The sequence below is a fragment of the Vibrio sp. Y51_MX_L26 genome, from assembly GCF_024181935.1.
In the GTDB taxonomy this organism is placed as follows: Bacteria; Pseudomonadota; Gammaproteobacteria; order Enterobacterales; family Vibrionaceae; genus Vibrio; species Vibrio diabolicus.
Window position 1 is genome coordinate 392,359 of record NZ_JAMZAS010000003.1, and the last position, 26,582, is coordinate 418,940.

The window sequence follows — 26,582 nt, forward strand, 5'->3', positions numbered from 1 at the left end:
TGGAGTTTAGTATTCAGGACTACTCATCGGAGGCGTAGCCGTGTGTGCCAAGCTCTGCGCCATCTAAATAGGCTTTACCATCCTTCATGATTAAGCGCTCATCTACTAACCACTTAGCCACCATAGGGTAGATTCGGTGTTCCTGAGCCTGAACACGCGCTGCAAGTACACTAGCATTATCGTCTTCGAATACCGGAACTTTTGCTTGCAGTATGACAGGGCCACCATCAAGCTCTTCCGTTACAAAGTGCACACTCGTACCATGTTCTTTATCGCCAGCATCTACTGCTCTCTGGTGTGTGTGTAGCCCAGGATATTTTGGTAGAAGAGAAGGGTGGATATTGATCATCTTACCCATGTAATGAGAAACAAACTCGCTGCTCAGAATACGCATGTAGCCCGCCAGAATAATCACGTCTGGTTGGTATTCATCGATTTGACTCATTAGCTCTGCATCAAAGCTTTCACGTGAATCGAATGCTTTAGGGTCGACAAAGTGACCGTCTACATCAAACTTTTTTGCACGTTCTAAACCCAAAGCATCGGCTTTGTTAGAGAACACGGCTGCCACTCGTGCGTTTGGCATGCTGTCTTCGCAAGCTTCCAAGATAGCTTGCAGGTTACTTCCGTTACCCGAGATGAGGACCACAATGTTTTTTAGGGTATGGTTTTTCATGATGTCGAGAGTGCCTTGGTATTGTAGGTTGGAGTTATGTAGCTTCTAAACTACCTACTAATAGAATGGTTTTTATTGTTCTAGATAGCAAAATGAGGACCTAGTCATCTAGTGTCCTCATTCTTTTTATCTTGTGAGCTCGATTTGCAAATTATTGGATTTTAACTTGCTCTTCATTCGCGTCTGCTTGCGCGATTTGACCAATCACCCATGCGTTTTCACCTTCTTCTTGAAGAAGAGCAACCGCGGCTTCCGCTTGGTCTTTAGGTAGTGCAACGATTAGACCCACACCACAGTTGAACGTACGGTACATTTCGTGTGTGTCGACGTTGCCTTTCTCTTGTAGCCACTTGAAGATCACTGGCCATTCCCAGCTGCTACCATCGATAACTGCTTTTGTACCTTCAGGCAGCACACGTGGGATGTTTTCCCAAAAACCACCACCAGTGATATGAGAAATCGCATGGATGTCGTGTTTCTCAATCATCTTAAGTGCTGATTTGATGTAAATCTTAGTTGGTTCTAGTAGGTGCTCACCGATAGTGCGACCTGCTAGTTCTTCGTTCTTATCTGCACCTGATACTTCTAGGATTTTACGGATAAGGGAGTAACCGTTTGAGTGTGGGCCGCTTGAGCCAACAGCGATAAGTGCATCACCAGCAGCGACTTTCGTGCCGTCGATCACGTCTTCTTTTTCGACTACGCCAACACAGAAACCAGCTACATCGTAGTCTTCGCCTTCATACATGCCAGGCATCTCCGCAGTTTCGCCACCAATTAGGGCACAACCTGCTTGAATACAGCCTTCCGCGATACCTGAAACAACATCCGCAGCGGTATCAACGTCTAGCTTGCCTGTTGCGTAATAATCTAGGAAGAACAGTGGCTCTGCGCCTTGCACGATAAGATCATTTACACACATCGCAACAAGGTCGATGCCGATAGTGTCGTGCTTGTTCATATCCAGTGCTAGGCGAAGCTTAGTACCTACGCCATCAGTACCAGAAACCAGTACAGGTTGTTTGTATTTGGTTGGCAATTCGCATAGCGCGCCAAAACCACCGATACCACCCATAACTTCAGGGCGACGAGTACGTTTTACCGCACCCTTAATACGATCCACAAGCGCGTTGCCTGCATCAATATCTACACCAGCGTCTTTATAGCTAAGAGAAGAGTTGTTACCACTCACAGGGAAGTCCTCGGTATTAAGTTGGATATGAAAACGGCGCTATTCTAACAGTGCTTAAACATAGATAGCAAACGTTTGCGTCTGTTTTTTTCTTTAGTGATTTATCCTGATATCCCTGTAAAAATCATGTATAATCTGAAGGTTTGTTTAAATATTGCCAACTATAGCCGGAGATGGACATGAAAGTTGTTGAAGTAAAGCACCCTCTAGTAAAACATAAAATTGGTCTAATGAGAGAAGGTGACATCAGCACAAAACGTTTTCGTGAGTTAGCGACTGAGGTCGGTAGCCTACTTACTTACGAAGCAACGTCAGACTTTGAAACAGAAAAAGTGACCATTGATGGTTGGAACGGTCCGGTAGAAGTAGACCAAATTAAAGGTAAAAAAGTAACCGTAGTACCAATCCTACGTGCAGGTCTAGGCATGATGGACGGTGTTCTTGAGCACATGCCAAGCGCACGTATCAGTGTTGTTGGTATTTACCGTGATGAAGAAACACTTGAGCCAGTTCCTTACTTCAACAAGCTTGCTTCTAACATCGATGAGCGTATTGCGCTTGTTGTTGACCCAATGCTTGCAACGGGTGGTTCTATGATTGCTACGATTGATCTTCTAAAAGAGAAAGGTTGTAACCAAATCAAAGTGTTGGTACTTGTTGCTGCACCAGAAGGTATTGAAGCGCTAGAAAAAGCACACCCAGATGTGGAGCTATACACTGCGGCAATCGATGAGAAGCTAAATGACAAAGGCTACATCGTACCGGGTCTAGGTGATGCAGGTGATAAGATCTTCGGTACTAAGTAATTCTTTAATGTATTACTACGACTGAACAGAAAAAACAAAGGCTTGGTGAAAACCAAGCCTTTTTTATATCTATAATACGAGAAGAATAAAATGCGCCACTCAGTAAAGCAGCGCAGACGCACTATTTCGCGTTCTCTTCTTCCATTTGTGCGTTATCTACAACGTGGTTTTCACCTAAATCGTTTGGTAGCACAAGGTTAAGAATAATTGCCACGATACCGCATAGGCTCACACCTTGTAGGCTGAACTCACCAATACCGAAAGCCATACCGCCAATACCAAATACAAGTGTTACGGCAACGATCACTAGGTTACGAGACTTATGTAAATCAACGTTATTCTTGATCAGTGTGTTGAGGCCTACTGTGGCGATAGAGCCGAACAACAGAATCATGATACCGCCCATGACAGGTACTGGAATCGTTTGAAGAACCGCGCCTAGCTTACCTACCAATGCAAGTACGATTGCAGTGATCGCAGCCCAAGTCATGATCACAGGGTTAAATGCTTTGGTTAGCATTACCGCTCCTGTAACTTCACTGTAAGTGGTGTTTGGTGGAGCACCCACCATCGAGGCTGCGATAGTTGCCACCCCGTCACCTGCGATTGTGCGATGAAGGCCAGGTTTTTTCAGGTAGTTTTTACCTGTAACGTTTGAGATAGCAAGCATGTCACCTACGTGCTCTACCGCAGGTGCGATAGCGACAGGAATCATGAACAAGATTGCGTTTATGTTGAACTCTGGCGCGGTGAAGTTTGGCATAGCTAGCCAAGCCGCTTGTGCTACTGGAGTGAAATCAACCACTCCGTAGAATAGAGAAACAGAGTAACCTGCAAGAATACCACCGACAATTGGAACGAGCTTCAAAAAGCCTTTTGCAAACACGCTTAGTACAATGGTTGTGAGCAGTGAGACCGCCGAGATGATGATCGCAGCATCACCATTAACAAGCTGTGCAGCACCATCACCGGTTTTACCTACCGCCATGTTCACTGCTGTTGGAGCAAGGCCAAGACCAATCACCATGATCACAGGGCCAACGACAACAGGCGGGAGAATTTTATGGATAAATCCAACACCACGCACTTTGATCATCGCCCCTAGAGCCACATAAACCAGGCCCGCTGCCATTAAGCCGCCCATCGTTGCGCCGATACCCCAAGTTTGGATACCGAACATAATAGGAGCAATAAACGCAAAAGAAGAGGCAAGGAAGATGGGAACAGAACGTTTAGTCATTAATTGGAAGAGGAGAGTACCGACACCGGCACCAAAGAGGGCGACATTTGGATCAAGGCCAGTTAACAGCGGCACAAGCACCAAAGCACCAAAAGCGACAAAGAGCATTTGAGCGCCTTGTAACGCGTTTTTCATAATAATTCCCTATTTTCAAGATACGCAGACAAATCCGGCGAATACTATCATCCTGCAATCGTTTGCAACGTTGCATGGATCAAACTTTCGATTGAATCTTTCCCATAAATAGCGTTTTTGAGAGTTAGTTGCTTGCAAATTGGCCTCTTTTACGAGTCTTGCGTGACGATGAAAAATGAACTGTCTAACTTGTTGAGATAGCTGGATAAGCAATGAGTTTATTATGAAAAACAACACTAGAGTGCTCGTTGAGCCCCGAGTTAACAAAGCTGGTCATAATACAGACAATTTACTCAGTACTTACCTTGCTCAAGATTTGATAGTTGCTTATTATTCGGGTTCTTGTTCAGAGGATTATAAAAACTATGCGCTATTTAGCTCTCTTACTGATAGGTTGGTTGTCCCTACCAGTATATGCATTAACTCAGGTGGATATCTATCGTGCCGAAGTGGTTATCGACAGTGAGCAGAACGACGGTGAGTCTCTGGCTCGTCAACAAGGTATGCAGGATGTGATTGTTCGAGCGACCGGTTCTCAATCCTCTTTAAGCAATCCAGTGATTAAAAAGGCACTTGGTTCAAGTGCGCGTTACATTTCCCAACTGAGCTATGGGCAGGTTGATGGAAAAGCGAGCTTAAAAATGTTGTTTAACAGTGACCAAATCAGCTCGCTTTTAACACAAGCACAATTGCCATCTTGGTCGCCAAATCGCGCCAATATTTTGGTTTGGATGGTGGAAGAGCAGAGCTACGATCGTAATATTGCTTGGGAGCATTCCGACTCTTCAAACGTTGTAGCACTTCGCAGTGCTGCGAAATCGAGAGGCTTGCCGATCACGATCCCGGTTGGTGATTTTGATGATGTAACTGGTGTTAATGTTTCTGATCTTTGGGGCGGCTTTATTGAGCCAATTGGCCAAGCGAGCCAGCGCTACCCAGCGGATGCCGTTTTAGTTGTGCGCGCTCAAGGTGAACAAATTCGCTGGACGTTATACGATCAATCACCAATGAGAATTGTTGAAGCACAGCGCTCTCCGCGTAACGGTTCAGCATCAGGCGCCAATGCCATTGCTGAGATGGTTGATGGCATCGCTGACTACTACGCGAGTAAGAGCGCAGTGGTAGTATCTGGAAAATCTTCAAAAGCGTTGGCGGTGAAAGTCCTTAATGTAACGTCTGCCACGGACTTCTTCCGTTTAGAGAATGCGTTAAAACAACTTAATTCGGTTGCGGGTACGGAAATTAAGCGTGTCCAAGGTGATGAGCTGACGCTCAACATCCATCTTTTGGCATCTCAACAAGCTTTTGAGAAAGAAGCTTCTTCTATTTCTCAATTAATGGTTTTTGAAGATCCTTTGGGTGAAGTTGATGCCCCAGCTTTAACTCAAGAAGCAGAGCCAATTGCTCCGATGAATGAAGCTAAAGATACAGCTATGGTAGAAAAAGTGCAGTCTGAAGTGCCTGCGGATATCGCAGCGGAAGCAAAGGACGAAACGCAACCAATTCAGCCGATGATTGTGAAGCCTGTCCGAGAACAGTATGACTTGATCTACGAGTGGCGCTCGGCATCGTAATTGCGTTGATAGCGTTCCAGGCGTGAAGCGCAAAAAAGAGTCGCAATAGCGACTCTTTTTGTTTTCTAAATTCGTATTCGAACCAATGCTCAGTGATTGACTGCGATTGGCGTTATTTATTGAATTTCGCTTTTTCTTCTTTTTCTACTTGAGAGAGGCGCTTCAACTTAAGACCTAGCTCTTTGCCTCTCGCTCTAGCAAACAAAATATTGCCAGCGAAACCGAGTGAAGTCAGGAGCAACTCTACTGCCGCAAGCCAACGTTCTCCACCATCCACATAAAGAATGGTCAGCGCATGCAAGAAATACAGCATAAGAACAAAGTTAGCCCAAGCATGAGTGTATGGCTTGCCGGCCAAAATACCAGGCAACGGAAGTAATAGCGGAATACACCAAGCAATAGCAAGTGTTGTGCTGCTGAGGTGAGGGTGAGGGGACAACGCAAGCTGCCAAATAGCGACCCAGGCCAATAAGGCTAAGTTGCCAAATAAAGCCAGGTAACGATAGGTTTTAGCCTGTGTACCGAGTGGTGTTTGGTCTAAAGAGTCAGACATCGATTAACTATCCTTGATTTTACTAACAGACTTTTAGTTTTAACGCTGCAGTTGCCAGCCTTTTGCCTAATTGTTGTGCCAGACGAATCTCTTCACTGCTGAGGGTTGCCTCATGGCCTACACTGCTGGCGCCATACGGAGTGCCTCCGGACTGCGTAGTGTGTAACTCTGGTTCGGCATAAGGAATGCCCAAAACCATCATCCCGTGATGCAACAAAGGGGTCATCATGCTTTGTAACGTTGTTTCTTGACCACCATGCATCGAAGAGGAAGAGGTAAAGACACAAGCTGGCTTATCGATTAAGTCACCACTGACCCATAAAGATGTAGTCTGATCCCAGAAGTGCTTTAAAGGCGCAGCCATGTTGCCAAACCAGACGGGACTGCCAAACGCTAGACCGTCGCACGTTTTCAGTTCCTCTAGAGTAACAATTGGATCAGAAGGGGAGTGTGAGTGAGGTGACAATTCTTCAACTGTACGCAAAATTGCTTGGCATTGAGGAGTCGATTCGACTCCTCTTGCTATCTGTCTTGCCAGTTGTTTTGTCGAGCCGTGACGGCTGAAATACAAAATAAGGATCTGGCAATCCATTTATAGAATATCCAACACTTGCTCTGGTGGTCGACCAATTTTCGCTTTGCCGTTGGCAACTACCACCGGACGCTCAAATAATTTTGGATTTTTCGCCATTGCTTCGAACAATTGCTCATCGCTAACAGAGTCTTCGCCTAGGCCAAGTTCTTTGTATTCGCTTTCTTTGGTGCGCATCATTTCACGTACAGATGAAAAGCCAAGTTGTGCGTACAGCGCTTTTAGCTCATCTACGTTAAGTGGTGTGTCTAGGTATTTGACGACTTCCGGTGTAACACCATTTTGCTCAAGCAGTTCAAGTGTTTGACGGCTCTTTGAGCAACGAGGGTTGTGATAAATCACGACTGACATGGTTTTCTCCATTTCGTTATTGTAATGCCATGAATCGATCTCTTTGGATCATGAGTTGGTCAATACGGGCATCGTATCGAGCTTGCTCTAAGCTGCCCAACTTGGCCATTTTACTTGCTTCACTATAATATTGAATCGCTTTATTCCAGTTTGCTCGCAACGCCAAAATTTCCGCTCGCGCAGCCAACTCTTCATCACTACGTCCTAGCGCGTGGTAGCTCTTCGATATTAGGTGCCAGCCATTTGTATCTTCAGGATAATCATGAGTGTATCTTTGAAGAACTCGCGTGGCTTGATCGTTTTTATTGTCCTCAAGTAGCGCATTGGCATAGTTAATGGTCAATACTTTATTTTGAGGGTTCCGAGATAACGCTTTACGGAGCATCTCGGTTGCTTTTTCTGGCTGCTTCTTCTCGATATATAAATCCGTCATAGCATCCAGGTAGAACGGGTTACTTGGGTCCTGCTCCAGCAACTTTTTCAAAATAGGTTCCGCTTGAGACAAGCGTTTGCTGTCTAAATGTACGAGTGCTCGCCCATAGTCAAAAGCAGGTGTGATGTCCGCAGAGGCTTTCTTTTGAGTTCGCTCAAACCAGCCTAAAGCAGCTTGTCCGTCAATGCCGGCGTACCGCGCAACAATGCGCGCACGCGCTAGGTGATAGTCTATTGAAGGCACAACTCGCATTGGTGGATAGGTCCTTGCTCGCGCACGGCTATCGGTAATTCGATCTTCAGGTAGTGGGTGAGTCAGTAGCATTGGCGGCGGTTTACTCGCATAACGATATTCATCTGCAAGACGGCCAAAAAAACGTGGCATTGCTTGAACATCAAAACCAGCTTTTGCCAGTGTTGAAATACCAAAGCGATCCGCTTCTTTTTCATTCGCGCGAGTGTAGTTGATTTGGCTTTGCATGTTACCTGCGGTTGCCGCCGTAATTGCAGCCATCCCCGCTTCTGGTGAGGCAATCGAAAGCAGTAATGCGCCAGCGAGTGCAGCTAATGTGGCCGGAGAGCGACGTGCTTGCTCTTCCATGCTGCGCGCAAGGTGGCGTTGTGTGACGTGCGCAATCTCGTGAGCAACAACAGAGGCTAACTCGCTTTCTGAACGTGCATGAAGAAACAACCCAGAGTGCAACGCTACGTAACCACCAAAAAACGCGAACGCGTTAATATTGCGGTCGCGAATCATAAAGAAGTGAAACGGCGTTTTTACATCGTTCGCATTGGCTACTAATCTGTGCCCGAGAGCGTCAATATACTCATTGATAACAGGATCATTAACGATAGGTTTACTGGCTCTGAGCATACGCATATAGGCGTCGCCGTAAATCAACTCTTGGTCTATTGAGAGCGTGCCACCAGCAGCCGTGCCAATGTCTGGCAAGTCAATGCTATTGGCATAAGTTGTCGGCGAACTGATTGCAGCTGCAAGACATAAGCAAACTAGCGAGCGAGTGCGTTTTAACATACGTTTAAAAGGTTCTCCAAAATACATAAGCATGTGGTTAGAGGCTGAGAACCTCTCAACAGCGCCACATGCGTTTTGGTTATCCGCGAGGATATAAGCTAGCAATAAGACCGGAAATAAATGAATTGGTTTCGTAAATTATTTTATATCCGAGTCATTTCAGCATGTGGTTAAATCATGTCAGAAGTGCTAGCACCAGCTCAAAAAGCCGTTACAATACAACCCTATCATAAGTGCAGAGCAATACAATGGAATCCATGTTACTTGATTTGCGTGAACAACGTTGCCCTATGGCACTGTTACTTGCAAAGCGTCACGCTGCTGAAGTCTTTCAAGGAGAAACGCAGCAGTATCATCAACTTGTTATTCAAGTGGTGGATAACAGCTCTAAACGAGACATTGTGAACTATCTCAGTGCCCAAGGGTACTCAGTTGATTGCCAATCTACATCAGAGCACTACACATTGACTGTATTCAATAAGGAATCCGCATAAGATGTTTGAAATGGTTAGTCGTTGGTATAAACGACGTTTCTCAGACCCTCATGCAGTAAGTCTCGTCGCGATCTTGCTGTTTGGTTTTATCACCATTTACTTCTTTGGGCATTTGATTGCGCCATTGCTTGTCGCGATCGTTTTGGCTTATTTACTTGAATGGCCAGTCGTAAAAATGTGTCGCATGGGCGTGCCGCGCACTTTGTCGGTCATCATCGTGATCTTAATGTTCGTCGGATTGATGTTGATCGCTTTGTTTGGTTTGGTTCCGACGATTTGGACTCAGGTCGGTAATCTAATTAACGATATTCCAAACATGTACAACGGGTTACAAAAGTTTATTGTCACGCTACCAGAACGTCATCCTGAGTTAGCAAACTTAGAAATTGTAGAAACCGTGGTGACAAATGCCAAAAACCAAGCGTTGGGACTTGGTGAGAGTGTAGTAAAAGGCTCACTTGCGTCATTAGTCAGTATTGCGACGCTAGCGGTATACCTGATTTTAGTGCCACTACTTATCTTCTTCTTACTGAAAGACAAAGAAGAGATGCTAAGAATCGCGAGTGGTGTTTTGCCGAAAAACCGTAAGCTCGCGAATAAAGTTTGGCATGAAATGAACGAGCAGATCTCCAATTACATTCGCGGAAAAGTGCTCGAAATTTTAATCGTGGGTGGCGTGAGTTACGTGACTTTTGCCATTTTAGATCTTCGCTATTCGGCGCTGCTTGCCGTAGCTGTCGGTCTATCTGTGTTAATTCCTTATATCGGCGCGGCAGCTGTAACCGTGCCTGTCGCCATCGTTGGTCTGTTCCAGTGGGGTCTTGCGCCTCCGTTTTATTGGTTGCTGCTTGCTTACGGTATTATCCAGGCGCTGGATGGTAATGTGTTAGTTCCTGTTCTGTTTTCTGAGGCGGTAAATTTACACCCAGTTGCCATCATTGTGGCAGTGTTAGTCTTCGGTGGCTTGTGGGGTTTTTGGGGCGTATTCTTCGCCATTCCGTTGGCGACACTAGTTAAAGCCGTATGGCATGCCTTACCGAGTACGGAAGAAAACGAACCAGTCGAACAAGAGTAGGCGTTACCAAAGTACGATGCTCAAAAGAAAGCCCAGCAGTTTGCTGGGCTTTCTTGTTATTTGAAGAACGGATCGCGCTTATGCGTTTTCGTTCAGGTAATTTAATACGACTTCGTGGTGATCTTTAGTTTTGAACTTGTTGAACACGTGTTCAATTACGCCTTCTTCATTGATCAGGAAGCTAATGCGGTGAAGACCATCGTATACTTTACCCATGAATTTCTTTTCGCCCCAAACGCCGAACTGGTCTGCAACGGCATGATCTTCATCAGAAAGCAGAGTGAAGTTTAAATCATCGCGCTCGATGAACTTGCCTAGGCGCTTTACAGGGTCGATGCTTACGCCGAGTACCACCACGTTATGTGCATCGAGTTCAGCTTTGATGTCACGAAGGCCTTTTGCTTGTGTAGTACAACCCGGCGTCATCGCCTTAGGGTAAAAGTAGAAAAGTACTTTCTTGCCTTTAAAGTCTTCAAGAGAAACGGTATTTCCGTCTTGGTCGAGCAAAGAGAAGGCTGGCGCTGGCGAGCCTGCTGTCAGCGTATTCATTTTGATTTCCTTTACTTTATAGTGTGTTTTTAATGAAATTCAGAGAACCTTGTACGTTGAGCGACTGACAAAGTTCATCGAAATCTTCTTGTAATTGCATTAAGTTACAATCCGCACTTACTGATGCGGTAATCGCAATGTGGAATTGGTCGGCATCAAGTTGAATTTTCGACTTACTGATAGTTTGGGCACTAAGAGAGTCCAAACCAATCTGTTGATCCGCGAAGAACTTAGTAAACTTTTCAGTCAGACCTGGGCGGTCTTCAGACTCAATAAACACTTCCATTGTGTAGCTGTTGTCGAGCAATTCGTGCGCCGACGTACGCTTCATAATCGTAATCAGGTCATGCTCTTGGCCAAGTAGGGGCAATTGCGTTTCTACTCGAGTCACACTGCTGGCGTTCCCAGTTAGGAGCATGATCAGCGTAAATTCGCTGCCAAAGATAGCGATACGGCTATCGACTATGTTACAACCGGCTTGAGTAACGAGGTGTACGACTTGGTTACAAATGCCTGGACGGTCCGTTCCAACTGCTGTAAGTACCAGATGTTGCTTCATAAATGAGCTTCTTGTCCTTTCTTCAATAGAGAGATGTTAGCACAGATATTGCGGAGAAATATCGAGTCAGTTCTTTTTTTAGTTTACAAAAAAGCAGGTTGGCTCTTGAGGTGAACGATTGGGGGCAAGCAGTAAACGAGGGAGTCGGGGGAATAAAACGTTTGCATGATGTGCTTGCGTATTGTTTGGTCTTTTTATTCACTCAGGTCTGACTTGGTGAGCGCAACCCAAGAGTATATTTTCCTGGCTTGTGCACTTCAGTATTTTCCAAATCACTGATAGATTCTAAAGTCACTCGAAAGCCCAACACGATTATCAATATTGCCGCTAATCAAACCAAATAGAGCAATTAAGTTGCTAGACCTCTAACAACTGATAATTATTCATTCATTTGTACTTTGTAAGCGAGTTTACGCTCTTGTGTTTTTCAATCGCATTACAGTACCATGCAGAAAGAGTTAAATGAGGGAGATAAACATGTTTTCAGGAAGTATCGTAGCGCTGATTACGCCATTCAAAGCAGATGGCGAAGTAGACTTTGACAGTCTGCAAAAGCTAGTAGAGTACCACGTTGAAGCGGGTACAGACGGTATTGTGGCAGTAGGCACAACAGGTGAGTCAGCGACACTGACCATTGAAGAGCATGTAAAGGTCGTTAATAAAACTGTTGAGTTTGCCGACGGTCGCATCCCTGTGATTGCTGGCACGGGTGCAAATGCAACCCACGAGGCAGTAACATTTAGCAAATTACTGGCTGATTCTGGTATTGCTGGCTTCCTGAGTGTGACACCGTATTACAACAAACCAACTCAAGAAGGTTTGTTCTTGCACTACAAGGCAATTGCTGAAGCGAGTGATGTGCCTCTAATTTTATACAACGTACCAGGCCGTACTGCTGTTGATATGCAGCCAGAAACAGTGGCACGCTTGTCAAAGCTTGATAATATCGTGGCTTTAAAAGATGCAACGGGCGATTTGGACCGAATTGCAATTCACCGTGAACTTTGTGGCGAAGATTTTATCTTACTAAGTGGCGATGATGCGACGGGTCTCGATTTTGTGAAACTTGGCGGCAATGGTGTTATCTCTGTAACAAACAATATTGCAGCTAAAGACATGGCAGACATGTTCCATTTGGCAGGTGAAGGTAAGTACGAAGAAGCAGAAGCGATTAACCAACGCTTGATGACTCTACACAAAAACCTTTTCATTGAAGCAAGCCCTATCCCAGTAAAATGGGCAGCGCAAAAGCTTGGTTTGATTGAAGAAGGTGGTTTGCGTCTTCCTTTAACCACACTTTCTGAAAAATCGCAGCCGATCGTCGAACAGGCGTTAACCGACGCCGGTATTTATTAATATTGAGTTACTAGGATTGAAGTTCATACTGGGGGCCAAAGCGCCCTCGGTGTTTTAGGAGTATAGATGAAGCTTTCAAGCCAGTTAGTGTTAAGTTCATTAGCTGTATTCGTATTGACTGCCTGTTCAGGTGGTGCCAATCAACGTCGTCAAGCAAAAGATGACTTCGAGTATTTGAACTCCCCCAATTTGGGTGAGTGGAATGTCCCACAAGGCGCACAGCCACAGTTTTATCCGAACTATGAGATCCCTCAGGGTAACTATGCTGGTGGTGTAGGTAAAGATGTCGACATTCGTCCACCTCAACAAGTCCTAGAGCTTATTCCTGGTGCACGTCTGGACCGCAGTAGTGATGGTGAAGTGACACTTTGGCTACTTCGTAAAGATGAACTAGATAAAGTTTGGCAAACGGTACAAAACATGGTCGCGGCCAACGAGATTCCAGTTGAAAGCCAAACAGATTCTCGCATCGAGACGGGTTGGGTGACGTGGGATTCGCCAGACGAAGAGCTGGAAATTGGTAGCCGATATGAGATCGTACGTGCTGAAGCAAATGGTCGACACGGCTTTAAAGTGAGTCTTATTGACTGGCGTGAAGGCAATCAAGTGAAAGAAGTAACGGCGACCAACCGTGAGCGCTACAATGTGTTCATGACGAACTTGGTAACTGCTCGCTACGATCAAGAAGTACGTGAAGAAGCACAACGTAAAGCGCAAGAGTTGGTTAAACAGATCCCAATTACAATGGGTAAAGACCGTAGTGGGCTTCCTGTGATTGTCGCGCGCGCGCAATACAACATGCTTTGGCAACGTCTGCCTAATATTCTACCTAAGATGGGCTTTAAGATTGAAGAGCGTAGCCAGTCTCAGGGCACAATCACTGCGAAATATGCGTCTCCGGATGATGAATTCTGGAACGATATCGGCGTTAAACCAGTGGAGTTAGACGCTGGTAAGTACACATTCTTACTTGGCGATTTAGGCAACCGTACGTCTATCAATATTACGGATTCCTCTGGTAAGCCAGTAGAAGAAGAGTTTTTGAAATCACTAGCGCCTGTATTGGCTGCGACGGTGAAGCAGTAACCAAAGCGAACTTAACGCGATACGTTTACACAATAATTGAAAAGGGACCCAGTGGTCCCTTTTTTGATGCTTATATTCGGCGTGTCGGGATAAAGTAGGTGTTTAACTAACGAGGCTCGTCTTTGTTGCTCTCCTTGTCAGCGGAGCGCTGTTTATCCAACGTGTTCAGCTTATCTAAATCGTTCTTACGGCTTTTATCCATCTGACCAAACTTCATTTTTGCGGTGTATTTGAGTGCGGCAATGTTACCAATGACCACGCTCAACACTACAATGATAATGACCCAAGGATTGGTGAGTATTTCTATCATAGAGCCTCCGGCGGCGTGATATTGTGAATAAATTTGGCAACGACGTTATCCAAATTATTCAGTATGACGTCAATCCCTGCAATGTTGTCGGTCTGATTTTGCTGAATCAGCTGGTTTCTGAGCACATCAGGCGTCAATTGCGCGAGGCACTGTTGCCCGACAGTGCGGTGGCTAATGTGCCAAGGCTCAATCGAAACGCCACCTAAATCTTGCTGATAAGGGAAGAAGAAGCCGAATCGACCAAGGTTGGCTTTTAACCATTGGTAGAACGCTTGCTGGTGGCCTTCAAGGTACTCCCAAGGCTCCAGCTTGAGTTTGGTGTCAGTAGGCAATAAATTGCGCGCATAGACATCAAAATCGCAACCCCAATGATGACGACTTCCTCCAGGCAGTGCCGACCAGCGCAAAATGGCCATCAACTTCTCTTCGTCATTTAACTCTGCTTTGTTTAAAGGGCGGGAGTTGACGTCGAGAATTGGCAACTCACCAGAAAACTTCCCGTTCCAGATCGCTTTTTGGCGGTTGAAGTCACGAAAACCACTGGCGATTTCCATTTTAAAACCTGCTTCTGTTGCCGCTTCAATCATCCTTAGCAGATCGTCAGCCACTTCAGGGTGGAGTAGAAACGCTTTTTGACCCACTAAAGTGGATTCCAGATGAGAATCTGTGGTGCCGGTGAGTTGCTCTGGTGTCATGGTGTTCTCGCTGATTACTTCGCTAACAGGTGTTTCAACGTGTTCTCGTACATGTCAGTCAACTTTTCTAGATCGTCCACTTTCACGCATTCGTTCACTTTATGAATCGTAGCATTAACAGGGCCTAACTCTACGACTTGACCACCCATTCGAGCGATAAAGCGACCATCAGACGTACCGCCAGTTGTAAGTAGTGCTGGCTTCGTATCATTCACTTCGGCAACAGCAGCAACAACTGCATCTAGCAGCGCGCCTGTATCGGTCAGGAATGGGTCGCCGTTGAATGTCCATTTTAGGTCGTAGTCCAGCTCATGCTTGTCTAGTGTTTCGGTAACACGCTGAACAATTGCGTCATTGTTAAGCTCAGTACTAAAACGTAGGTTGAACTGAACATGGAACTCGCCAGGAATGACGTTAGACGCACCAGTGCCAGCCGATACGTTCGGGATCTGGAAGCTGGTTGGTGGGAAATAATCATTTCCTTTGTCCCACTCTGTTGTTGCGAGTTCATGAATCGCGAGTAGAGACTCGTGCACAGGGTTATTGGCTAGGTGAGGATAGGCCACGTGGCCTTGTGTTCCTTTTACCGTTAAATCGCCCGTGATAGAACCGCGACGTCCATTTTTCACCACATCGCCAACCACTTCGGTGCTGGATGGTTCACCGACGATACACATGTCGATATTTTCGCCACGTGCCATCAACGTTTCTACAACACGAACGGTACCATTGATAAATGGTCCTTCTTCATCCGACGTAATTAGAAAGCCGATTGAGCCTTTGTGGTCTGGGTTCTCTGCAATGAAGCGTTCGACAGCAACAACCATAGCAGCTAGCGACCCTTTCATGTCCGCTGCACCGCGACCGTGTAGGTAACCATCAACAATAGTTGGTTCAAACGGATGTGTATCCCAGTGCTCCAGTTTGCCAGCAGGTACCACATCGGTGTGGCCAGCGAATGCAAATAGTGGCGCTTCTGAACCACGGCGAGCCCAGAAGTTCGTGGTATCTTCAAACACCATTACTTCAATTTCAAACCCGAGTGCTTTTAAGCGCTCGATCATCAAATCCTGACAACCTGCGTCTTCCGGCGTTACAGATTGTCTACTGATCAGATCTTTAGCAAGTGCCAATACTGGACTGTCTGTCATCCTTGAGTATTCCTTTATTTAAGAGTTGAAAATGGTAGCGTATTGATCAGCTTTAAAACCGATATGAAGTTGATCATTCACTTTTAAAATTGGGCGCTTGATCATCGCCGGATTTTCTACCAAAAGAGCGATCGCGTTTTCTTCGTTAAGCGTGTCTTTCTGTTCTTGTGTCAGTTGGCGGTAGGTCGTGCCACGTTTGTTGAGCACCTGTTCCCAACCTAAAGCGCGACAAAATTCGCTTACCATAGCTACATCAACGCCTTGCTTACGGTAGTCATGGAAGTCGTAAGTAATATCCTCAGCTTCTAACCATTTTTTGGCTTTTTTGATCGTATCGCAGTTGGGAATACCAAACATGGTAATCGACATAGTGTTTCCTTTTTTCTTTGTTCTATTTTTCACTGGCGCGGTTAAGACGCACTTAAGTGATTTGGGCTGCTATAGCATCCTATCAAGAAGCAATCAAACTGACAAAATGCGGTGGAAAATATTTTCAGATAGATTGAGATAACTGATGTTACGTAACTTATTTACGATGAATGCACTATAAATCGAATAAAAAATCGTCTAAATCAAATGGAAAAGTCGAGTTATTGATCAAACGCAACATTTCGCTGAGCAAAAACGAAATAATGAATCAGCACAATTTTAGGAGGTGTCAATGGAATTGAGTCCTGTTTTTGCAAGGCGGCTATATTTGGCCTTGTTGGTGGAAAACCTAGAAAGGCCGAATGTGCCAAAGTTGATCGAAAAAACGGGGTGGCCTCGTCGTACAATTCAAGATGTACTCAAGGCGTTACCTGGGATCGGCATTGAACTCATATTCGTTCAAGATGGCCGACGTCATAATGACGGCTATTATCAACTTTCAGATTGGGGGCCTTTTGATAGCCAATGGGTTCTAGAGCGGGAGAGAGATATCGCTAGCAGTCTTGGATTTCGTGCATAAGCCAGCAATTGCTGGCTTTTTTCATATTCAGGCGTCACCCATTACAGCGGTAAGCGGAGCCCAGTACGCTAAATGAGGTGATAAAATCTTGAGGGGAGACCATAAAAACGGTATCCGCATCGATAGCCGCTGCATTGTTTTTTAAATCATTCATCGCACCTTGCATCATCGCGTCATTAGTCATAAAAATGTAGTTATACCAATGACCCTCGCTTCCGGTGACTTCGCCTTTGTATTCGCATCGATCAGGGTTGAACTGAGCGTCAATGCGAATATGAACATCTTGGCTTTGAGCATGAGTAAGGTGAGAAGGCATCGTGCAACCAGAGAGAAGTACGACAAAAAGTCCAAGTAACAGGCGTCTCATCAGCTATTTCCCCAATACTATGTAAGCAGCAAAGCCAATCCAGCTCAGAGCGAGCAGTATCCAAGGCAGTTTGCTTGATGCATAGTTTGGCGCATCGTCGGTGATGTTGTCTTGTTCGATAGCTTCTTCATGCTGACGTTGCTTTTCACGTTGCTGTTTTTTCTTCGCTTTATCGGCTTGACGATTGCGCTCTTTTTGCTGCTTCTTATATTGAGCGATGCCTTTTTCGATACCTTGAGCGATCAGCTTGGTTTGCTCTTTGGTTTGCCCCGGTTTCTGTGTGGATTTGGCAATTCTCATCGCTTCGGCTTGAGTTTCTTGAGAAGGCGCTGTGGTCGCTGGAGTTCTTTTTTTCATGTTTCTCATCAACGTCATTGTAAATCTTTGTTTAGTTTACCTGTGTAAGATGATGAAATGAACTTTAGTTCTCATCTTTGCTGGCTTGCAACTCTGAAATGATAGGTTAAAGTGGCGTTTTATCACATTAAGAAGAAGATGTTGTGCGCTACTCGTTTGACCAATATGACGCCCATGGATTTTTAAAAGCGCCGATTATTTTATGGTTTGGATGGATGTTTCTTGTACGTTCATGGGTTGTGTTTGCGATGGCAGGCGTAAGTCGTGATAGTGGCAGTAAGCTACTCGCTATTGTTTATCCAGACTCAAGTACGCTGTATTTGGGTTTGGCTATGGGCATTCCAAGCCTGCTTCTCATGTGGTTGATGGGGCTCCGTCACCCCGATAGAGGATGGGTAAACAGAATTACTCGCTATGGTCGAGAGATCACTTTGATCTTGTGCGGTATCCAACTGGCTCAGACCATGTATCATGTGTATCTGGAACATGGTGTATTCAACTGGGCAAACGCCCTTACCATTACCTTATTAGCTTGGTTTATGATCTATCTTCTAAATGGAAGATGGGTAAAAGACTGTTTTCATGTGCCACAATTGGAGCGCAATGAAGAACAGCCTTCGAAGAATTAAAAACAATAACTTCCCACACCGGGGCAAAGTATAGAGGAAACCTCAATGTCACAAGCTCAAACGGCGATCGTGCCAGAAGCAGGGCCATTTGCACTGTACACTCAACTTAAAGTGAACCAAAACCGTGAAAACGTATTGGATAAGCTGAAAGCACTACCAAAGTTAGTGGAAGAGTTAAATATTACCCAGCCAGGCGCGGCGCTGACCCTTTCTATCGCATTCACAAAATCGTTTTGGCAACACCTCAATGTAGACGCGCCAGAAGAGCTTATTGATTTTACTCAACTTGGCGAAGGAGACATCGTAGCGCCTGCAACGGATGTTGATGTGCTGATTCACTGTCACTCTACTCGTCACGACTTGCACTTTTATGTCCTGCGTAAGTTTCTAGAAGAGACGGCACAAGATGTCACCATTGTGGACGAAACGTATGGGTACCGTTACCTTGATGCTCGTGATATGACAGACTTTATTGATGGGACAGAAAACCCGAAAGGGGAGGCTCGCGCTGATGTGGCTCTAGTAAAAGAGGGCCCATTTGCTGGAGGTAGTTATGTCATGGCTCAACGCTTTGAGCATAACCTTGCCGCTTGGAATCGCTTGAATGTCAAAGCGCAAGAAAAAGTGATTGGTCGTACCAAACCAGACTCTATCGAGCTAGAAGACGTTCCTGCTGCATCACACGTTGGTCGCGTTGATATTAAAGAAGAAGGAAAAGGTCTCAAGATTGTTCGTCATAGCTTGCCATACGGGACGGTAACAGGGCCTCATGGCCTGCTGTTTATTTCTTACTGCAATACACTTCATAACATTAAAGTGATGCTAGAAAGTATGTACGGCGTGACAGATGGTAAAACAGACCAAATGCTTCGTTTCACAAAAGCGGTAACTGGTGCGTACTTCTTCGCTCCATCACAAGAAATGCTAGCAGAGCTAGCCATCAAGTAAGTTCTCAGACTTTATTTCTTAAGCCCTCCAATTGGAGGGCTTTTATTTTCTTCTTTTCTATTCCACAGACTTTTTCAAAAAAGACTAAACCTTTCGATTATTTGGTCGATAAGTATCCAAAGCCTTAATTTATTTGGAGTCTGTGTCTCTTGGCTATCACCGTTAATACCAATGTTGCAGCACTTGTCGCACAACGTCATTTGACCAGTGCAACTGACATGCTGAACCAATCCATGGAGCGTTTGTCTTCAGGGAAGCGTATTAACAGCGCAAAGGATGACGCTGCGGGTCTGCAAATCTCCAACCGCTTGCAATCACAAATGCGTGGTTTGGATGTTGCGGTTCGCAACGCGAATGACGGCATTTCCATAATGCAAACCGCCGAAGGGGCGATGAATGAGGTGACCAATATCATGCAACGTATGCGTGATTTGTCGCTACAGTCAGCCAATGGTTCAAACAGCAAAGCGGAACGCACTGCACTGCAAGAAGAAGTGACGGCACTTAACGATGAGCTAAACCGCATTGCCGAAACGACCTCCTTTGGTGGGCGTAAACTGCTCAATGGCAGCTTTGGTAAGTCGGCATTTCAAATCGGTGCAGCGTCAGGTGAAGCTGTGCAAGTTGAATTAAAGTCGATGCGCAGTGATGGCATTGATATGGGCGGCTTTAGTTACATTGCAAACGGACGTGCAAGCTCTGATTGGAAAGTAAAAGACGGTGCGAATGATCTTAGTATGTCATTTACGAATCGTTTTGGTGAGACGGAAACCATTCAAATTAATGCCAAAGCTGGCGATGATATCGAAGAGCTTGCGACTTATATCAATGGTCAAACTGACAAAGTCACGGCATCGGTGAATGAAGAAGGTCAGTTACAGCTATTTATGGCTGGAGAAGAAACTTCAGGCACTTTATCGTTTTCAGGTGACTTAGCGAGTGAACTGGGGTTACAGCTAAAAGGTTACGATGCGGTTGATAACATCGACATTACGTCTGTCGGTGGTGCGCAACAAGCCGTGGCCGTCCTAGATACTGCGATGAAGTACGTTGATAGCCATCGTGCTGAGTTAGGCGCGTATCAAAACCGCTTTAATCACGCGATCAATAATCTGGATAACATCCACGAAAACTTAGCCGCTTCCAACAGTCGTATCCAAGACACTGACTACGCGAAAGAAACCACGCAAATGGTGAAGCAGCAGATCTTGCAGCAGGTCAGTACTTCTATTCTTGCACAAGCAAAACAAGCGCCCAACCTAGCATTAACCTTACTTGGTTAATGATCGGCCTCGCTCGAATTTAACGCAAAACCTGCCTGTATCGACAGCTCGAAAAGAAGCTTTAGCGAAAATTTGACGTTTTTTTGCTTTTTTATCTGCTTCATCACGATTCCTTCTCCAAATGAACTTTTTTCAAAAAAATCCAAAGAATTCCCTAAAGAAATCAGTTTGAGCGCCGTTAATAAAAGTAACTTTGAGAGAACTACTTGGTTTTCCGAGACGTCGGAAACCGCTATACCGGAAAATCAATTGGAGAAATCACCATGGCAGTGAATGTAAACACTAACGTATCAGCGATGACCGCTCAGCGTTACCTAAACAACGCAAACTCAGCTCAACAAACTTCTATGGAGCGTTTGTCTTCGGGTTTCAAAATCAACAGCGCAAAAGATGACGCTGCGGGTCTTCAAATTTCGAACCGTTTGAACGTACAAAGCCGTGGTTTGGATGTGGCGGTTCGCAACGCGAACGACGGTATCTCAATTGCACAAACCGCTGAAGGTGCAATGAACGAGACCACTAACATTCTTCAACGTATGCGTGATTTGTCTCTACAATCAGCAAACGGTTCAAACTCGAAATCAGAGCGTGTGGCGATTCAAGAAGAAGTGACCGCGCTAAACGACGAACTAAACCGTATCGCAGAAACCACTTCTTTCGGTGGTAACAAGCTACTAAACGGCACACACGGCGCGAAATCGTTCCAAATCGGTGCGGATAATGGTGAAGCCGTGATGCTTGAGCTAAAAGACATGCGTTCAGACAACAAAATGATGGGCGGTGTGAGCTACCAAGCTGAAAGTGGTAAAGGTAAAGACTGGAACGTTGCTGAAGGTAAGAACGACCTAAAAATCAACTTAACGGACAGCTATGGTCAAGAGCAAGAAATCAACATCAGCGCAAAAGCGGGTGACGATATCGAAGAGCTTGCGACTTACATTAACGGTCAAACTGACCTAGTGAAAGCCTCAGTAGACCAAGACGGTAAACTGCAAATCTTTGCTGGCAACAACAAAGTTGAAGGCGAAGTCGAGTTTTCAGGCGGCCTATCTGGCGAGCTAGGTTTGGGCGAAGGTAAAAAAGTAACGGTAGATACTATCGACGTAACCTCAGTTGGTGGCGCACAAGAATCTGTGGCTATCATCGATGCGGCACTGAAATACGTAGACAGCCACCGCGCAGAGCTGGGTGCATTCCAGAACCGTTTCAACCATGCAATCAGCAACTTGGACAACATTAACGAGAACGTGAACGCGTCGAAGAGCCGTATCAAAGATACAGATTTCGCGAAAGAAACGACGGCAATGACTAAGTCACAAATTCTATCGCAAGCGTCAAGCTCAATCCTTGCGCAAGCGAAACAAGCGCCAAACTCAGCGCTAAGTCTGCTAGGTTAATTTCAAACCTAAGACGAGAACCTCATTGGCTCGTGGTGAGAGATGAGCGAGTAAACCCAGCTTCGGCTGGGTTTTTTTCTGTCTTTTGGGGACTCAGGATTTCTGCGAATCACGACATTAGAGCTTCATCACATTTCAGTAAGCCAAAGAAAATAATCGCAAAAAATTGAAAATTTCTTCTAAAGGATATTCATCGGTCGCCGTTAAAGGGACTGAGAGAAATGAGATGTACCTAAGTGAGGTGAGAGACACGACGGTACATTCACTAAAGCCTTAAGGAGATCAATTATGGCGATTAACGTTAATACTAACGTTTCTGCGATGACTGCACAGCGTTACCTAAACCAGGCAGCTGACGGTCAACAAAAATCAATGGAGCGTTTGTCTTCGGGTTATAAAATCAATAGCGCGAAAGACGATGCTGCAGGTCTACAGATTTCAAACCGCTTGAATGCACAAAGCCGTGGCCTAGACATGGCGGTGAAAAACGCAAACGACGGTATTTCTATTGCACAGGTTGCTGAAGGTGCAATGAATGAATCTACCAACATCCTACAACGTATGCGTGACCTATCGCTTCAATCTGCGAACGGTTCTAACTCAAAAGCAGAACGTGTTGCGATCCAAGAAGAAGTAACAGCGCTAAATGACGAGCTAAACCGTATTGCTGAAACTACCTCTTTCGGTGGTAACAAGTTGCTGAACGGTACATACGGTACGCAATCTTTCCAAATCGGTGCAGACTCAGGTGAAGCAGTGATGCTTTCTATGGGTAGCTTGCGCTCAGACACTTCTGCAATGGGTGGCAAGAGCTACGCAGCAGAAGAGGGTAAAGATGCATCTTGGACTGTTGGTGAGAAAACTGAGTTCAAAATGAGCTACACCAACAAACAAGGTGAAGAGAAAGAGCTATCGATCAGCGCAAAACAAGGCGACGACATTGAGCAGCTAGCAACGTACATCAACGGTCAAAACGATGATGTAAAAGCGTCTGTTGGTGAAGATGGCAAGCTACAAGTATTTGCTTCTTCTCAAAAAGTTCAAGGTGATGTTGAGTTCTCTGGCAACCTAGCGGACGAGATCGGCTTTGGCGGCCCGAAAGACGTAACAGTGAAAGACATCGACGTAACAACAGTAGCAGGCTCTCAAGAAGCCGTGGCTGTTATCGACGGTGCGCTTAAGTCAGTAGACAGCCAACGTGCGTCACTTGGTGCTTTCCAAAACCGCTTCAACCACGCAATCAGCAACCTAGACAACATTAACGAGAACGTTAATGCGTCTAACAGCCGTATTAAAGATACTGATTACGCGAAAGAAACCACTGCGATGACTAAGTCGCAAATTCTTCAGCAAGCAAGTACTTCAATCCTGGCTCAAGCGAAGCAGTCTCCATCTGCAGCGCTAAGCTTGTTGGGCTAAGTGGTTGACCCAGCCTGAGGTAAACACCTTAGTGCTGGGGCACCAAAGCGATAGATTCTATCGTTAGCCCATAAGGTGGAAGGGAGATTGTAATGGATATATCCTCCTACGCATCGAACATCCAGCCTTACGGCACGCCAAGTGGCACAAAGTTTGCAAATAAAAATGGCAATGATATAGGCACGTCTAGCCCAGCAAATTCAAATGGTGAGGTTTCGCCGCAAAAAGCGAAAGACACCGAATACGACTTCTCTGTTCAAGCAGCGATCGAGATGGCAGAAAGCCGTCAAGAGCTGAACAAAGAAGAACGTGAAAAATTGGTCGCGCAAATGAATGAGTTTGTGACGTCCATAAACAAAGGAGTCGCGTTTCGAGTGGATGAGGAATCCGGGAGAGATGTGGTGACGATTTACGAAGCCAAAACGGGCGACGTGATTCGTCAAATTCCTGATGAAGAAATGCTAGTGGTATTGCGTCGCCTAGCTGAGCACACAGCCAACAGCGGGTTGTTGACTGAAAAAGTGTAAGTCGTTTTTAGAGGTGATTTGATGAGTTTAGGCCCTTTGGGGATGTCTGGCGGCATGGATATCAATTCCATGGTCAGCAAAATTGTGGATGCCGAACGCGTACCAAAGCAGCAACGCATTGACAACGAGCGCACGACAATTAATGCCAGTATCAGTGCCTATGGGCGACTCAGAGAATCACTGGATACGATGAAAAATCTCATGGCGAACTTTCGTCAAGAGAAAGCGTTTGCCGTTCGTACTGTTGAAACGACAGACGACAATATCGTATCTGCTACGGCAACTACAGATGCTATCGCTGGCAAATATGCTATCGATGTGTTGCAGCTTGCCCAGAGCCACAAAGTCGCTTCTGACGTACTGCCAGAAGACGCAAAGTTTGGCCCTGGTAAGCTGCAGATTTCGCTTGGTGATGACACCTTCAACGTGAACGTTCGTTCGAGCTCCAAGCTCGCAGATGTCGTACGCGGCATCAACGGCTCAAAAGACAACCCCGGTGTTCGAGCATCTCTCATTAACGACGTTGAAGGACCACGCCTTATCCTTGCCTCAAATCTCTCTGGTAAGGATCATCAAATCAGAGTCAGTGTGGAGGCCGACAAAGGCAACCCTCTAAAGTATCTCGAATATCAAACACTTGAAGACCGTGTTAACGCGCTTGAAGAAGCTCGTTCAGCGGCGGAAGAAGTGTTAGGTCCTCTTCAATTCCCAGAGCAACCAGTAGAACTGGATGCAAACGGCAATCCTCTACCTCCAGAAGAGCAAAAAGCGGCAGAAAATGGACAAGATGATGGCTCCCAAGAGCCAATCTCTGCTGCGGGTGCAGAAGCTGCTAAAGCTGGGCAGGAAGCGATTGATGAAGCCAACCGACGCGCAAGTTTGCGCCCTGAAGACCGAATTCCAGGGTGGACAGAAACTGCGTCAGGCACTTTGCTGGATTCTTATGAAGAGCCAGAGCTCGAACTCGACGAGAAAGCAATAGAGAAGGCACCAGATGTTCCGGGTTGGAGCAATGCGGCATCAGGCACATTAACCGACTCTTACGTTACGACGAAAGAGGCCAAGCAGCTTCTTGAGCAAGAAAAAGCTGAAATTGAGCAAAAAATTGCGAGTGAAAAACAAGCGCTAGACGCAAAAGTTGAACGTGGTGAATTGACCGAAGAGCAAGCGAAACAAATTCATCGCGCTAAGCTGGATCCTCAAGAGCGTGAACGTTTAGAAAAAATTGATGAAGCAGAAGCGAAAATCGCAAAAGCGCAATCCGCTTTTGAAGAATACCTTGGTATGACAGAGGTACAAGCAGGGCAAGATTCAGAAGTTCTGCTTGATGGAGTAGCAAAGCTATCTAGTCACAACAATGTGATTGAAGATGCCATAGAAGGTGTTGATTTAACACTTAAAGGCAAATCAGAACCGAACAAGCCACCTGCTGAAATTGGCGTGGAATACGACCGTCAGAGTGTGCGTAACGACATCGAAAACTTTGTTGCGGCGTACAACTCGTTTTATCAAACGTCTCAAGCGTTGGCGAGTGTGGATCCGGTCACTGGTCAAAAAGGACCGTTGTCGGGGGACAGTACCGTACGCAGCGCAGACTCACGATTAAAATCGGTATTTTCCACTCAAATTGATAAAGCGCCTGAAAACCTAAAGTCATTAACTGAATTTGGCATTACTACCACGCGTCAAGGTACCTTAGAAATCAACTATGACATGTTGGATCGTCAGTTGAACAACAACTTCAACGAGCTAGAAAAGTTCTTCGGTGGCAACACAGGTTTTGCTAAACGAGTCGAAGACGCGATTCATGGTATTACAGGCATTACAGGCAGCATTCGTACTCGAGAAAAAAGTCTCACAGAACAAAATTATCGTTTGAGTGATGATCAAGCGGCATTAGATCGCCGCATGGAAAGCCTAGAAAAGCGCACTCACGCGAAGTTTACCGCCATGCAAGATGCGACTGGCAAAATGCAAGGTCAGTTAGGTGCCTTAATGAGTGCGTTGGGTTAATAAATGCAAAAAGAACTCATAGATATTAGTGATATAGATCAACTAATTACGCAAGAATTGGAAAAAGTCGACTTTAGTACTGAAGAAATTCTTCGCTTGGTCGATATCAGGGAACGGTTATTGCAAAACCTGTTACCAATTATTCATCAAAATCCTTTGGTTAAGCAGGATGCAGAGTGGCAAGCGTTGCTTACTCGTACCAAAAGAATTGTCGAGCTGATGCAATCGGAAACGTCAAAGGTCGGAAAAGCACTTCATAAGTTTCGTTATGGCCAGCGTTCGCTTCAGCAGTACAAAAAATTTATTTAAAAGAGGATTACTATGCGCGGTTCTTTGCAAGCATACAAAAAGGTATCAGTCGACAGCCAGCTAAGCGCGGCTTCTCCGCACAAAGTCATTCAAATGCTTATGGCTGGTGCGATTGAGCGCCTTATTCAAGGTAAAGCGGCCATGCAAGCAGGCAATATTCCAGCAAAAGGTGAGCGTTTAGGTAAAGCGCTAGACATCATCATTGCGCTACGTAGCTGTCTATCGATGGATGACGGTGGTGATATTGCTTCAAACTTAGATTCACTCTATGAGTTTATGATCACGCAAATTTCAGCTGCTAACCATCAAAATGATCCTCAACTGATCGACGACGTTATCGACATTATCCGTGAGATCAAATCCGCTTGGGACCAAATCCCGACAGAGTTTCATAATCTTACAGCAGCTGAAGTCGGTATTTAATAACCAAAACAACGCGTTAAGATATTAGAGGAATATATTTGTCAATTGCGCAACGAGTTGTGTAGCAAAGTTTCTATCAAGCTCACACCTCTTTATTGC

Annotated in this window: 31 protein-coding genes; 16 read left to right on the forward strand and 15 right to left on the reverse strand. The window is 45.5% G+C overall.

Going from position 1 to position 26,582, the window contains the following annotated elements:
* Positions 1-19: 19 nt before the first annotated feature.
* On the reverse strand, positions 20-676 hold the full coding sequence (purN, locus tag NL645_RS10425) for a phosphoribosylglycinamide formyltransferase (protein ID WP_253651671.1): 657 nt from the start codon (positions 674-676) through the stop codon (positions 20-22).
* A gap of 151 nt (positions 677-827) precedes the next feature.
* Complete coding sequence (gene purM, locus NL645_RS10430) at positions 828-1,868, reverse strand: phosphoribosylformylglycinamidine cyclo-ligase (RefSeq protein WP_253651672.1); 1,041 nt, start codon at positions 1,866-1,868, stop codon at positions 828-830.
* Between the two features lie 179 nt (positions 1,869-2,047).
* On the opposite strand from purM, the gene upp reads away from it, so the two are divergent.
* Positions 2,048-2,674, forward strand: a complete 627-nt coding sequence (gene upp, locus NL645_RS10435; RefSeq protein WP_041852906.1) for a uracil phosphoribosyltransferase — start codon at positions 2,048-2,050, stop codon at positions 2,672-2,674.
* A gap of 121 nt (positions 2,675-2,795) precedes the next feature.
* On the opposite strand, the gene NL645_RS10440 is transcribed toward upp, so the two are convergent.
* Positions 2,796-4,049, reverse strand: coding sequence for a uracil-xanthine permease family protein (locus NL645_RS10440; protein ID WP_053809782.1), 1,254 nt, complete (start codon positions 4,047-4,049; stop codon positions 2,796-2,798).
* Positions 4,050-4,414: 365 nt separating this feature from the next.
* Here NL645_RS10440 and NL645_RS10445 point away from each other — a divergent pair, with 365 nt between their 5' ends.
* Positions 4,415-5,623 (forward strand): DUF2066 domain-containing protein, encoded by a 1,209-nt coding sequence (locus NL645_RS10445; protein ID WP_253651673.1) that lies wholly within the window; start codon positions 4,415-4,417, stop codon positions 5,621-5,623.
* A 112-nt stretch (positions 5,624-5,735) separates the two neighbouring features.
* Here the strand turns inward: NL645_RS10445 and NL645_RS10450 are convergent, their stop codons facing one another.
* From NL645_RS10450 to NL645_RS10465, 4 genes are read right to left on the reverse strand one after another with little or no spacing between them, the layout of a single operon-like run.
* Positions 5,736-6,176: a DUF2069 domain-containing protein gene (locus NL645_RS10450; protein WP_012841511.1), complete on the reverse strand. Its 441-nt coding sequence runs from the start codon at positions 6,174-6,176 to the stop codon at positions 5,736-5,738.
* A gap of 22 nt (positions 6,177-6,198) precedes the next feature.
* Positions 6,199-6,768, reverse strand: coding sequence for an NAD(P)H:quinone oxidoreductase (gene wrbA, locus NL645_RS10455; RefSeq protein ID WP_012841512.1), 570 nt, complete (start codon positions 6,766-6,768; stop codon positions 6,199-6,201).
* Positions 6,769-7,119: an arsenate reductase (glutaredoxin) gene (arsC, locus tag NL645_RS10460; RefSeq protein WP_005380410.1), complete on the reverse strand. Its 351-nt coding sequence runs from the start codon at positions 7,117-7,119 to the stop codon at positions 6,769-6,771.
* Between the two features lie 16 nt (positions 7,120-7,135).
* Positions 7,136-8,587, reverse strand: a complete 1,452-nt coding sequence (locus NL645_RS10465) for a M48 family metallopeptidase (RefSeq protein WP_012841513.1) — start codon at positions 8,585-8,587, stop codon at positions 7,136-7,138.
* Between the two features lie 257 nt (positions 8,588-8,844).
* Here NL645_RS10465 and NL645_RS10470 point away from each other — a divergent pair, with 257 nt between their 5' ends.
* On the forward strand, positions 8,845-9,081 hold the full coding sequence (locus NL645_RS10470) for a sulfurtransferase TusA family protein (RefSeq protein ID WP_046875522.1): 237 nt from the start codon (positions 8,845-8,847) through the stop codon (positions 9,079-9,081).
* A gap of 1 nt (position 9,082) precedes the next feature.
* The gene (locus tag NL645_RS10475; protein WP_006741685.1) at positions 9,083-10,156 is read left to right on the forward strand and encodes an AI-2E family transporter; all 1,074 of its coding nucleotides are present in this window, start codon (positions 9,083-9,085) and stop codon (positions 10,154-10,156) included.
* 78 nt (positions 10,157-10,234) lie between these two features.
* Here NL645_RS10475 and bcp read toward each other — a convergent pair whose 3' ends face one another.
* Both bcp and NL645_RS10485 read right to left on the reverse strand, forming a co-directional pair.
* Positions 10,235-10,705, reverse strand: coding sequence for a thioredoxin-dependent thiol peroxidase (gene bcp, locus NL645_RS10480; protein WP_005380418.1), 471 nt, complete (start codon positions 10,703-10,705; stop codon positions 10,235-10,237).
* Positions 10,706-10,721: 16 nt separating this feature from the next.
* Positions 10,722-11,264, reverse strand: a complete 543-nt coding sequence (locus NL645_RS10485) for a glycine cleavage system protein R (protein ID WP_012841515.1) — start codon at positions 11,262-11,264, stop codon at positions 10,722-10,724.
* 477 nt (positions 11,265-11,741) lie between these two features.
* Here NL645_RS10485 and dapA point away from each other — a divergent pair, with 477 nt between their 5' ends.
* Together dapA and bamC are read left to right on the forward strand one after the other, a co-directional pair.
* Entirely contained in the window at positions 11,742-12,620 is an 879-nt protein-coding gene (dapA, locus tag NL645_RS10490) for a 4-hydroxy-tetrahydrodipicolinate synthase (RefSeq protein ID WP_253651674.1), read from the forward strand.
* A 66-nt stretch (positions 12,621-12,686) separates the two neighbouring features.
* Positions 12,687-13,706: an outer membrane protein assembly factor BamC gene (gene bamC, locus NL645_RS10495; protein ID WP_006741687.1), complete on the forward strand. Its 1,020-nt coding sequence runs from the start codon at positions 12,687-12,689 to the stop codon at positions 13,704-13,706.
* A 106-nt stretch (positions 13,707-13,812) separates the two neighbouring features.
* Here the strand turns inward: bamC and NL645_RS10500 are convergent, their stop codons facing one another.
* The 4 genes from NL645_RS10500 to NL645_RS10515 are packed head-to-tail and all read right to left on the reverse strand — an operon-like array spanning position 13,813 to position 16,231.
* Complete coding sequence (locus NL645_RS10500; RefSeq protein WP_253651675.1) at positions 13,813-14,016, reverse strand: DUF2897 family protein; 204 nt, start codon at positions 14,014-14,016, stop codon at positions 13,813-13,815.
* The gene (locus NL645_RS10505; protein WP_253651676.1) at positions 14,013-14,711 is read right to left on the reverse strand and encodes a M15 family metallopeptidase; all 699 of its coding nucleotides are present in this window, start codon (positions 14,709-14,711) and stop codon (positions 14,013-14,015) included. The genes NL645_RS10500 and NL645_RS10505 overlap by 4 nt, the downstream gene beginning before the upstream one ends.
* 14 nt (positions 14,712-14,725) lie before the next feature.
* Positions 14,726-15,862: a succinyl-diaminopimelate desuccinylase gene (dapE, locus tag NL645_RS10510; RefSeq protein ID WP_253651677.1), complete on the reverse strand. Its 1,137-nt coding sequence runs from the start codon at positions 15,860-15,862 to the stop codon at positions 14,726-14,728.
* An 18-nt stretch (positions 15,863-15,880) separates the two neighbouring features.
* Positions 15,881-16,231, reverse strand: coding sequence for an ArsC family reductase (locus NL645_RS10515; RefSeq protein WP_048625863.1), 351 nt, complete (start codon positions 16,229-16,231; stop codon positions 15,881-15,883).
* A gap of 292 nt (positions 16,232-16,523) precedes the next feature.
* On the opposite strand from NL645_RS10515, the gene NL645_RS10520 reads away from it, so the two are divergent.
* A complete protein-coding gene (locus NL645_RS10520; protein WP_005380433.1) occupies positions 16,524-16,811 on the forward strand; it encodes a helix-turn-helix domain-containing protein in 288 nt (95 codons plus the stop codon).
* 34 nt (positions 16,812-16,845) lie between these two features.
* Here the strand turns inward: NL645_RS10520 and NL645_RS10525 are convergent, their stop codons facing one another.
* Both NL645_RS10525 and NL645_RS10530 read right to left on the reverse strand, forming a co-directional pair.
* Positions 16,846-17,178, reverse strand: coding sequence for a DUF4156 domain-containing protein (locus tag NL645_RS10525; protein ID WP_081441201.1), 333 nt, complete (start codon positions 17,176-17,178; stop codon positions 16,846-16,848).
* 3 nt (positions 17,179-17,181) lie between these two features.
* Positions 17,182-17,535, reverse strand: a complete 354-nt coding sequence (locus NL645_RS10530; protein WP_253651678.1) for a DUF2956 domain-containing protein — start codon at positions 17,533-17,535, stop codon at positions 17,182-17,184.
* Positions 17,536-17,678: 143 nt separating this feature from the next.
* Here NL645_RS10530 and NL645_RS10535 point away from each other — a divergent pair, with 143 nt between their 5' ends.
* The 9 genes from NL645_RS10535 (at position 17,679) to fliS (ending at position 26,483) form a co-directional block, all read left to right on the forward strand.
* A complete protein-coding gene (locus NL645_RS10535) occupies positions 17,679-18,164 on the forward strand; it encodes a DUF2919 domain-containing protein (RefSeq protein ID WP_012841521.1) in 486 nt (161 codons plus the stop codon).
* Positions 18,165-18,209: 45 nt separating this feature from the next.
* The gene (locus NL645_RS10540; RefSeq protein ID WP_139060391.1) at positions 18,210-19,112 is read left to right on the forward strand and encodes a Dyp-type peroxidase; all 903 of its coding nucleotides are present in this window, start codon (positions 18,210-18,212) and stop codon (positions 19,110-19,112) included.
* 149 nt (positions 19,113-19,261) lie between these two features.
* On the forward strand, positions 19,262-20,395 hold the full coding sequence (locus tag NL645_RS10545; RefSeq protein ID WP_046875529.1) for a flagellin: 1,134 nt from the start codon (positions 19,262-19,264) through the stop codon (positions 20,393-20,395).
* A gap of 263 nt (positions 20,396-20,658) precedes the next feature.
* Positions 20,659-21,792, forward strand: a complete 1,134-nt coding sequence (locus NL645_RS10550) for a flagellin (RefSeq protein ID WP_017819972.1) — start codon at positions 20,659-20,661, stop codon at positions 21,790-21,792.
* A gap of 288 nt (positions 21,793-22,080) precedes the next feature.
* A complete protein-coding gene (locus NL645_RS10555) occupies positions 22,081-23,211 on the forward strand; it encodes a flagellin (RefSeq protein ID WP_006741693.1) in 1,131 nt (376 codons plus the stop codon).
* A gap of 92 nt (positions 23,212-23,303) precedes the next feature.
* A complete protein-coding gene (gene flaG / locus NL645_RS10560) occupies positions 23,304-23,738 on the forward strand; it encodes a flagellar protein FlaG (protein ID WP_047008849.1) in 435 nt (144 codons plus the stop codon).
* Positions 23,739-23,759: 21 nt separating this feature from the next.
* Entirely contained in the window at positions 23,760-25,751 is a 1,992-nt protein-coding gene (gene fliD, locus NL645_RS10565) for a flagellar filament capping protein FliD (protein ID WP_182034842.1), read from the forward strand.
* Between the two features lie 3 nt (positions 25,752-25,754).
* Complete coding sequence (locus NL645_RS10570; RefSeq protein WP_253651679.1) at positions 25,755-26,060, forward strand: flagellar protein FliT; 306 nt, start codon at positions 25,755-25,757, stop codon at positions 26,058-26,060.
* Between the two features lie 12 nt (positions 26,061-26,072).
* Entirely contained in the window at positions 26,073-26,483 is a 411-nt protein-coding gene (gene fliS / locus NL645_RS10575; protein WP_012841524.1) for a flagellar export chaperone FliS, read from the forward strand.
* Positions 26,484-26,582: the final 99 nt, after the last annotated feature.

Excerpts from the sequence above, each read along its gene's own strand:
- NL645_RS10475 (WP_006741685.1), top strand. The coding sequence starts at position 9,083 with ATGTTTGAAATGGTTAGTCGTTGGTATAAACGACGTTTCTCAGACCCT.
- purN (WP_253651671.1), bottom strand. The coding sequence starts at position 676 with ATGAAAAACCATACCCTAAAAAACATTGTGGTCCTCATCTCGGGTAAC.
- NL645_RS10450 (WP_012841511.1), bottom strand. The coding sequence starts at position 6,176 with ATGTCTGACTCTTTAGACCAAACACCACTCGGTACACAGGCTAAAACC.
- NL645_RS10555 (WP_006741693.1), top strand. The coding sequence starts at position 22,081 with ATGGCGATTAACGTTAATACTAACGTTTCTGCGATGACTGCACAGCGT.
- NL645_RS10485 (WP_012841515.1), bottom strand. The coding sequence starts at position 11,264 with ATGAAGCAACATCTGGTACTTACAGCAGTTGGAACGGACCGTCCAGGC.
- NL645_RS10520 (WP_005380433.1), top strand. The coding sequence starts at position 16,524 with ATGGAATTGAGTCCTGTTTTTGCAAGGCGGCTATATTTGGCCTTGTTG.
- NL645_RS10515 (WP_048625863.1), bottom strand. The coding sequence starts at position 16,231 with ATGTCGATTACCATGTTTGGTATTCCCAACTGCGATACGATCAAAAAA.
- NL645_RS10540 (WP_139060391.1), top strand. The coding sequence starts at position 18,210 with ATGTCACAAGCTCAAACGGCGATCGTGCCAGAAGCAGGGCCATTTGCA.
- NL645_RS10570 (WP_253651679.1), top strand. The coding sequence starts at position 25,755 with ATGCAAAAAGAACTCATAGATATTAGTGATATAGATCAACTAATTACG.
- NL645_RS10470 (WP_046875522.1), top strand. The coding sequence starts at position 8,845 with ATGTTACTTGATTTGCGTGAACAACGTTGCCCTATGGCACTGTTACTT.
- fliD (WP_182034842.1), top strand. The coding sequence starts at position 23,760 with ATGAGTTTAGGCCCTTTGGGGATGTCTGGCGGCATGGATATCAATTCC.
- NL645_RS10550 (WP_017819972.1), top strand. The coding sequence starts at position 20,659 with ATGGCAGTGAATGTAAACACTAACGTATCAGCGATGACCGCTCAGCGT.
- NL645_RS10505 (WP_253651676.1), bottom strand. The coding sequence starts at position 14,711 with ATGACACCAGAGCAACTCACCGGCACCACAGATTCTCATCTGGAATCC.
- arsC (WP_005380410.1), bottom strand. The coding sequence starts at position 7,119 with ATGTCAGTCGTGATTTATCACAACCCTCGTTGCTCAAAGAGCCGTCAA.
- NL645_RS10445 (WP_253651673.1), top strand. The coding sequence starts at position 4,415 with ATGCGCTATTTAGCTCTCTTACTGATAGGTTGGTTGTCCCTACCAGTA.
- flaG (WP_047008849.1), top strand. The coding sequence starts at position 23,304 with ATGGATATATCCTCCTACGCATCGAACATCCAGCCTTACGGCACGCCA.
- NL645_RS10525 (WP_081441201.1), bottom strand. The coding sequence starts at position 17,178 with ATGAGACGCCTGTTACTTGGACTTTTTGTCGTACTTCTCTCTGGTTGC.
- NL645_RS10440 (WP_053809782.1), bottom strand. The coding sequence starts at position 4,049 with ATGAAAAACGCGTTACAAGGCGCTCAAATGCTCTTTGTCGCTTTTGGT.
- NL645_RS10500 (WP_253651675.1), bottom strand. The coding sequence starts at position 14,016 with ATGATAGAAATACTCACCAATCCTTGGGTCATTATCATTGTAGTGTTG.
- NL645_RS10530 (WP_253651678.1), bottom strand. The coding sequence starts at position 17,535 with ATGAAAAAAAGAACTCCAGCGACCACAGCGCCTTCTCAAGAAACTCAA.
- NL645_RS10465 (WP_012841513.1), bottom strand. The coding sequence starts at position 8,587 with ATGTTAAAACGCACTCGCTCGCTAGTTTGCTTATGTCTTGCAGCTGCA.
- bamC (WP_006741687.1), top strand. The coding sequence starts at position 12,687 with ATGAAGCTTTCAAGCCAGTTAGTGTTAAGTTCATTAGCTGTATTCGTA.
- dapA (WP_253651674.1), top strand. The coding sequence starts at position 11,742 with ATGTTTTCAGGAAGTATCGTAGCGCTGATTACGCCATTCAAAGCAGAT.
- fliS (WP_012841524.1), top strand. The coding sequence starts at position 26,073 with ATGCGCGGTTCTTTGCAAGCATACAAAAAGGTATCAGTCGACAGCCAG.
- wrbA (WP_012841512.1), bottom strand. The coding sequence starts at position 6,768 with ATGGATTGCCAGATCCTTATTTTGTATTTCAGCCGTCACGGCTCGACA.
- dapE (WP_253651677.1), bottom strand. The coding sequence starts at position 15,862 with ATGACAGACAGTCCAGTATTGGCACTTGCTAAAGATCTGATCAGTAGA.
- upp (WP_041852906.1), top strand. The coding sequence starts at position 2,048 with ATGAAAGTTGTTGAAGTAAAGCACCCTCTAGTAAAACATAAAATTGGT.
- bcp (WP_005380418.1), bottom strand. The coding sequence starts at position 10,705 with ATGAATACGCTGACAGCAGGCTCGCCAGCGCCAGCCTTCTCTTTGCTC.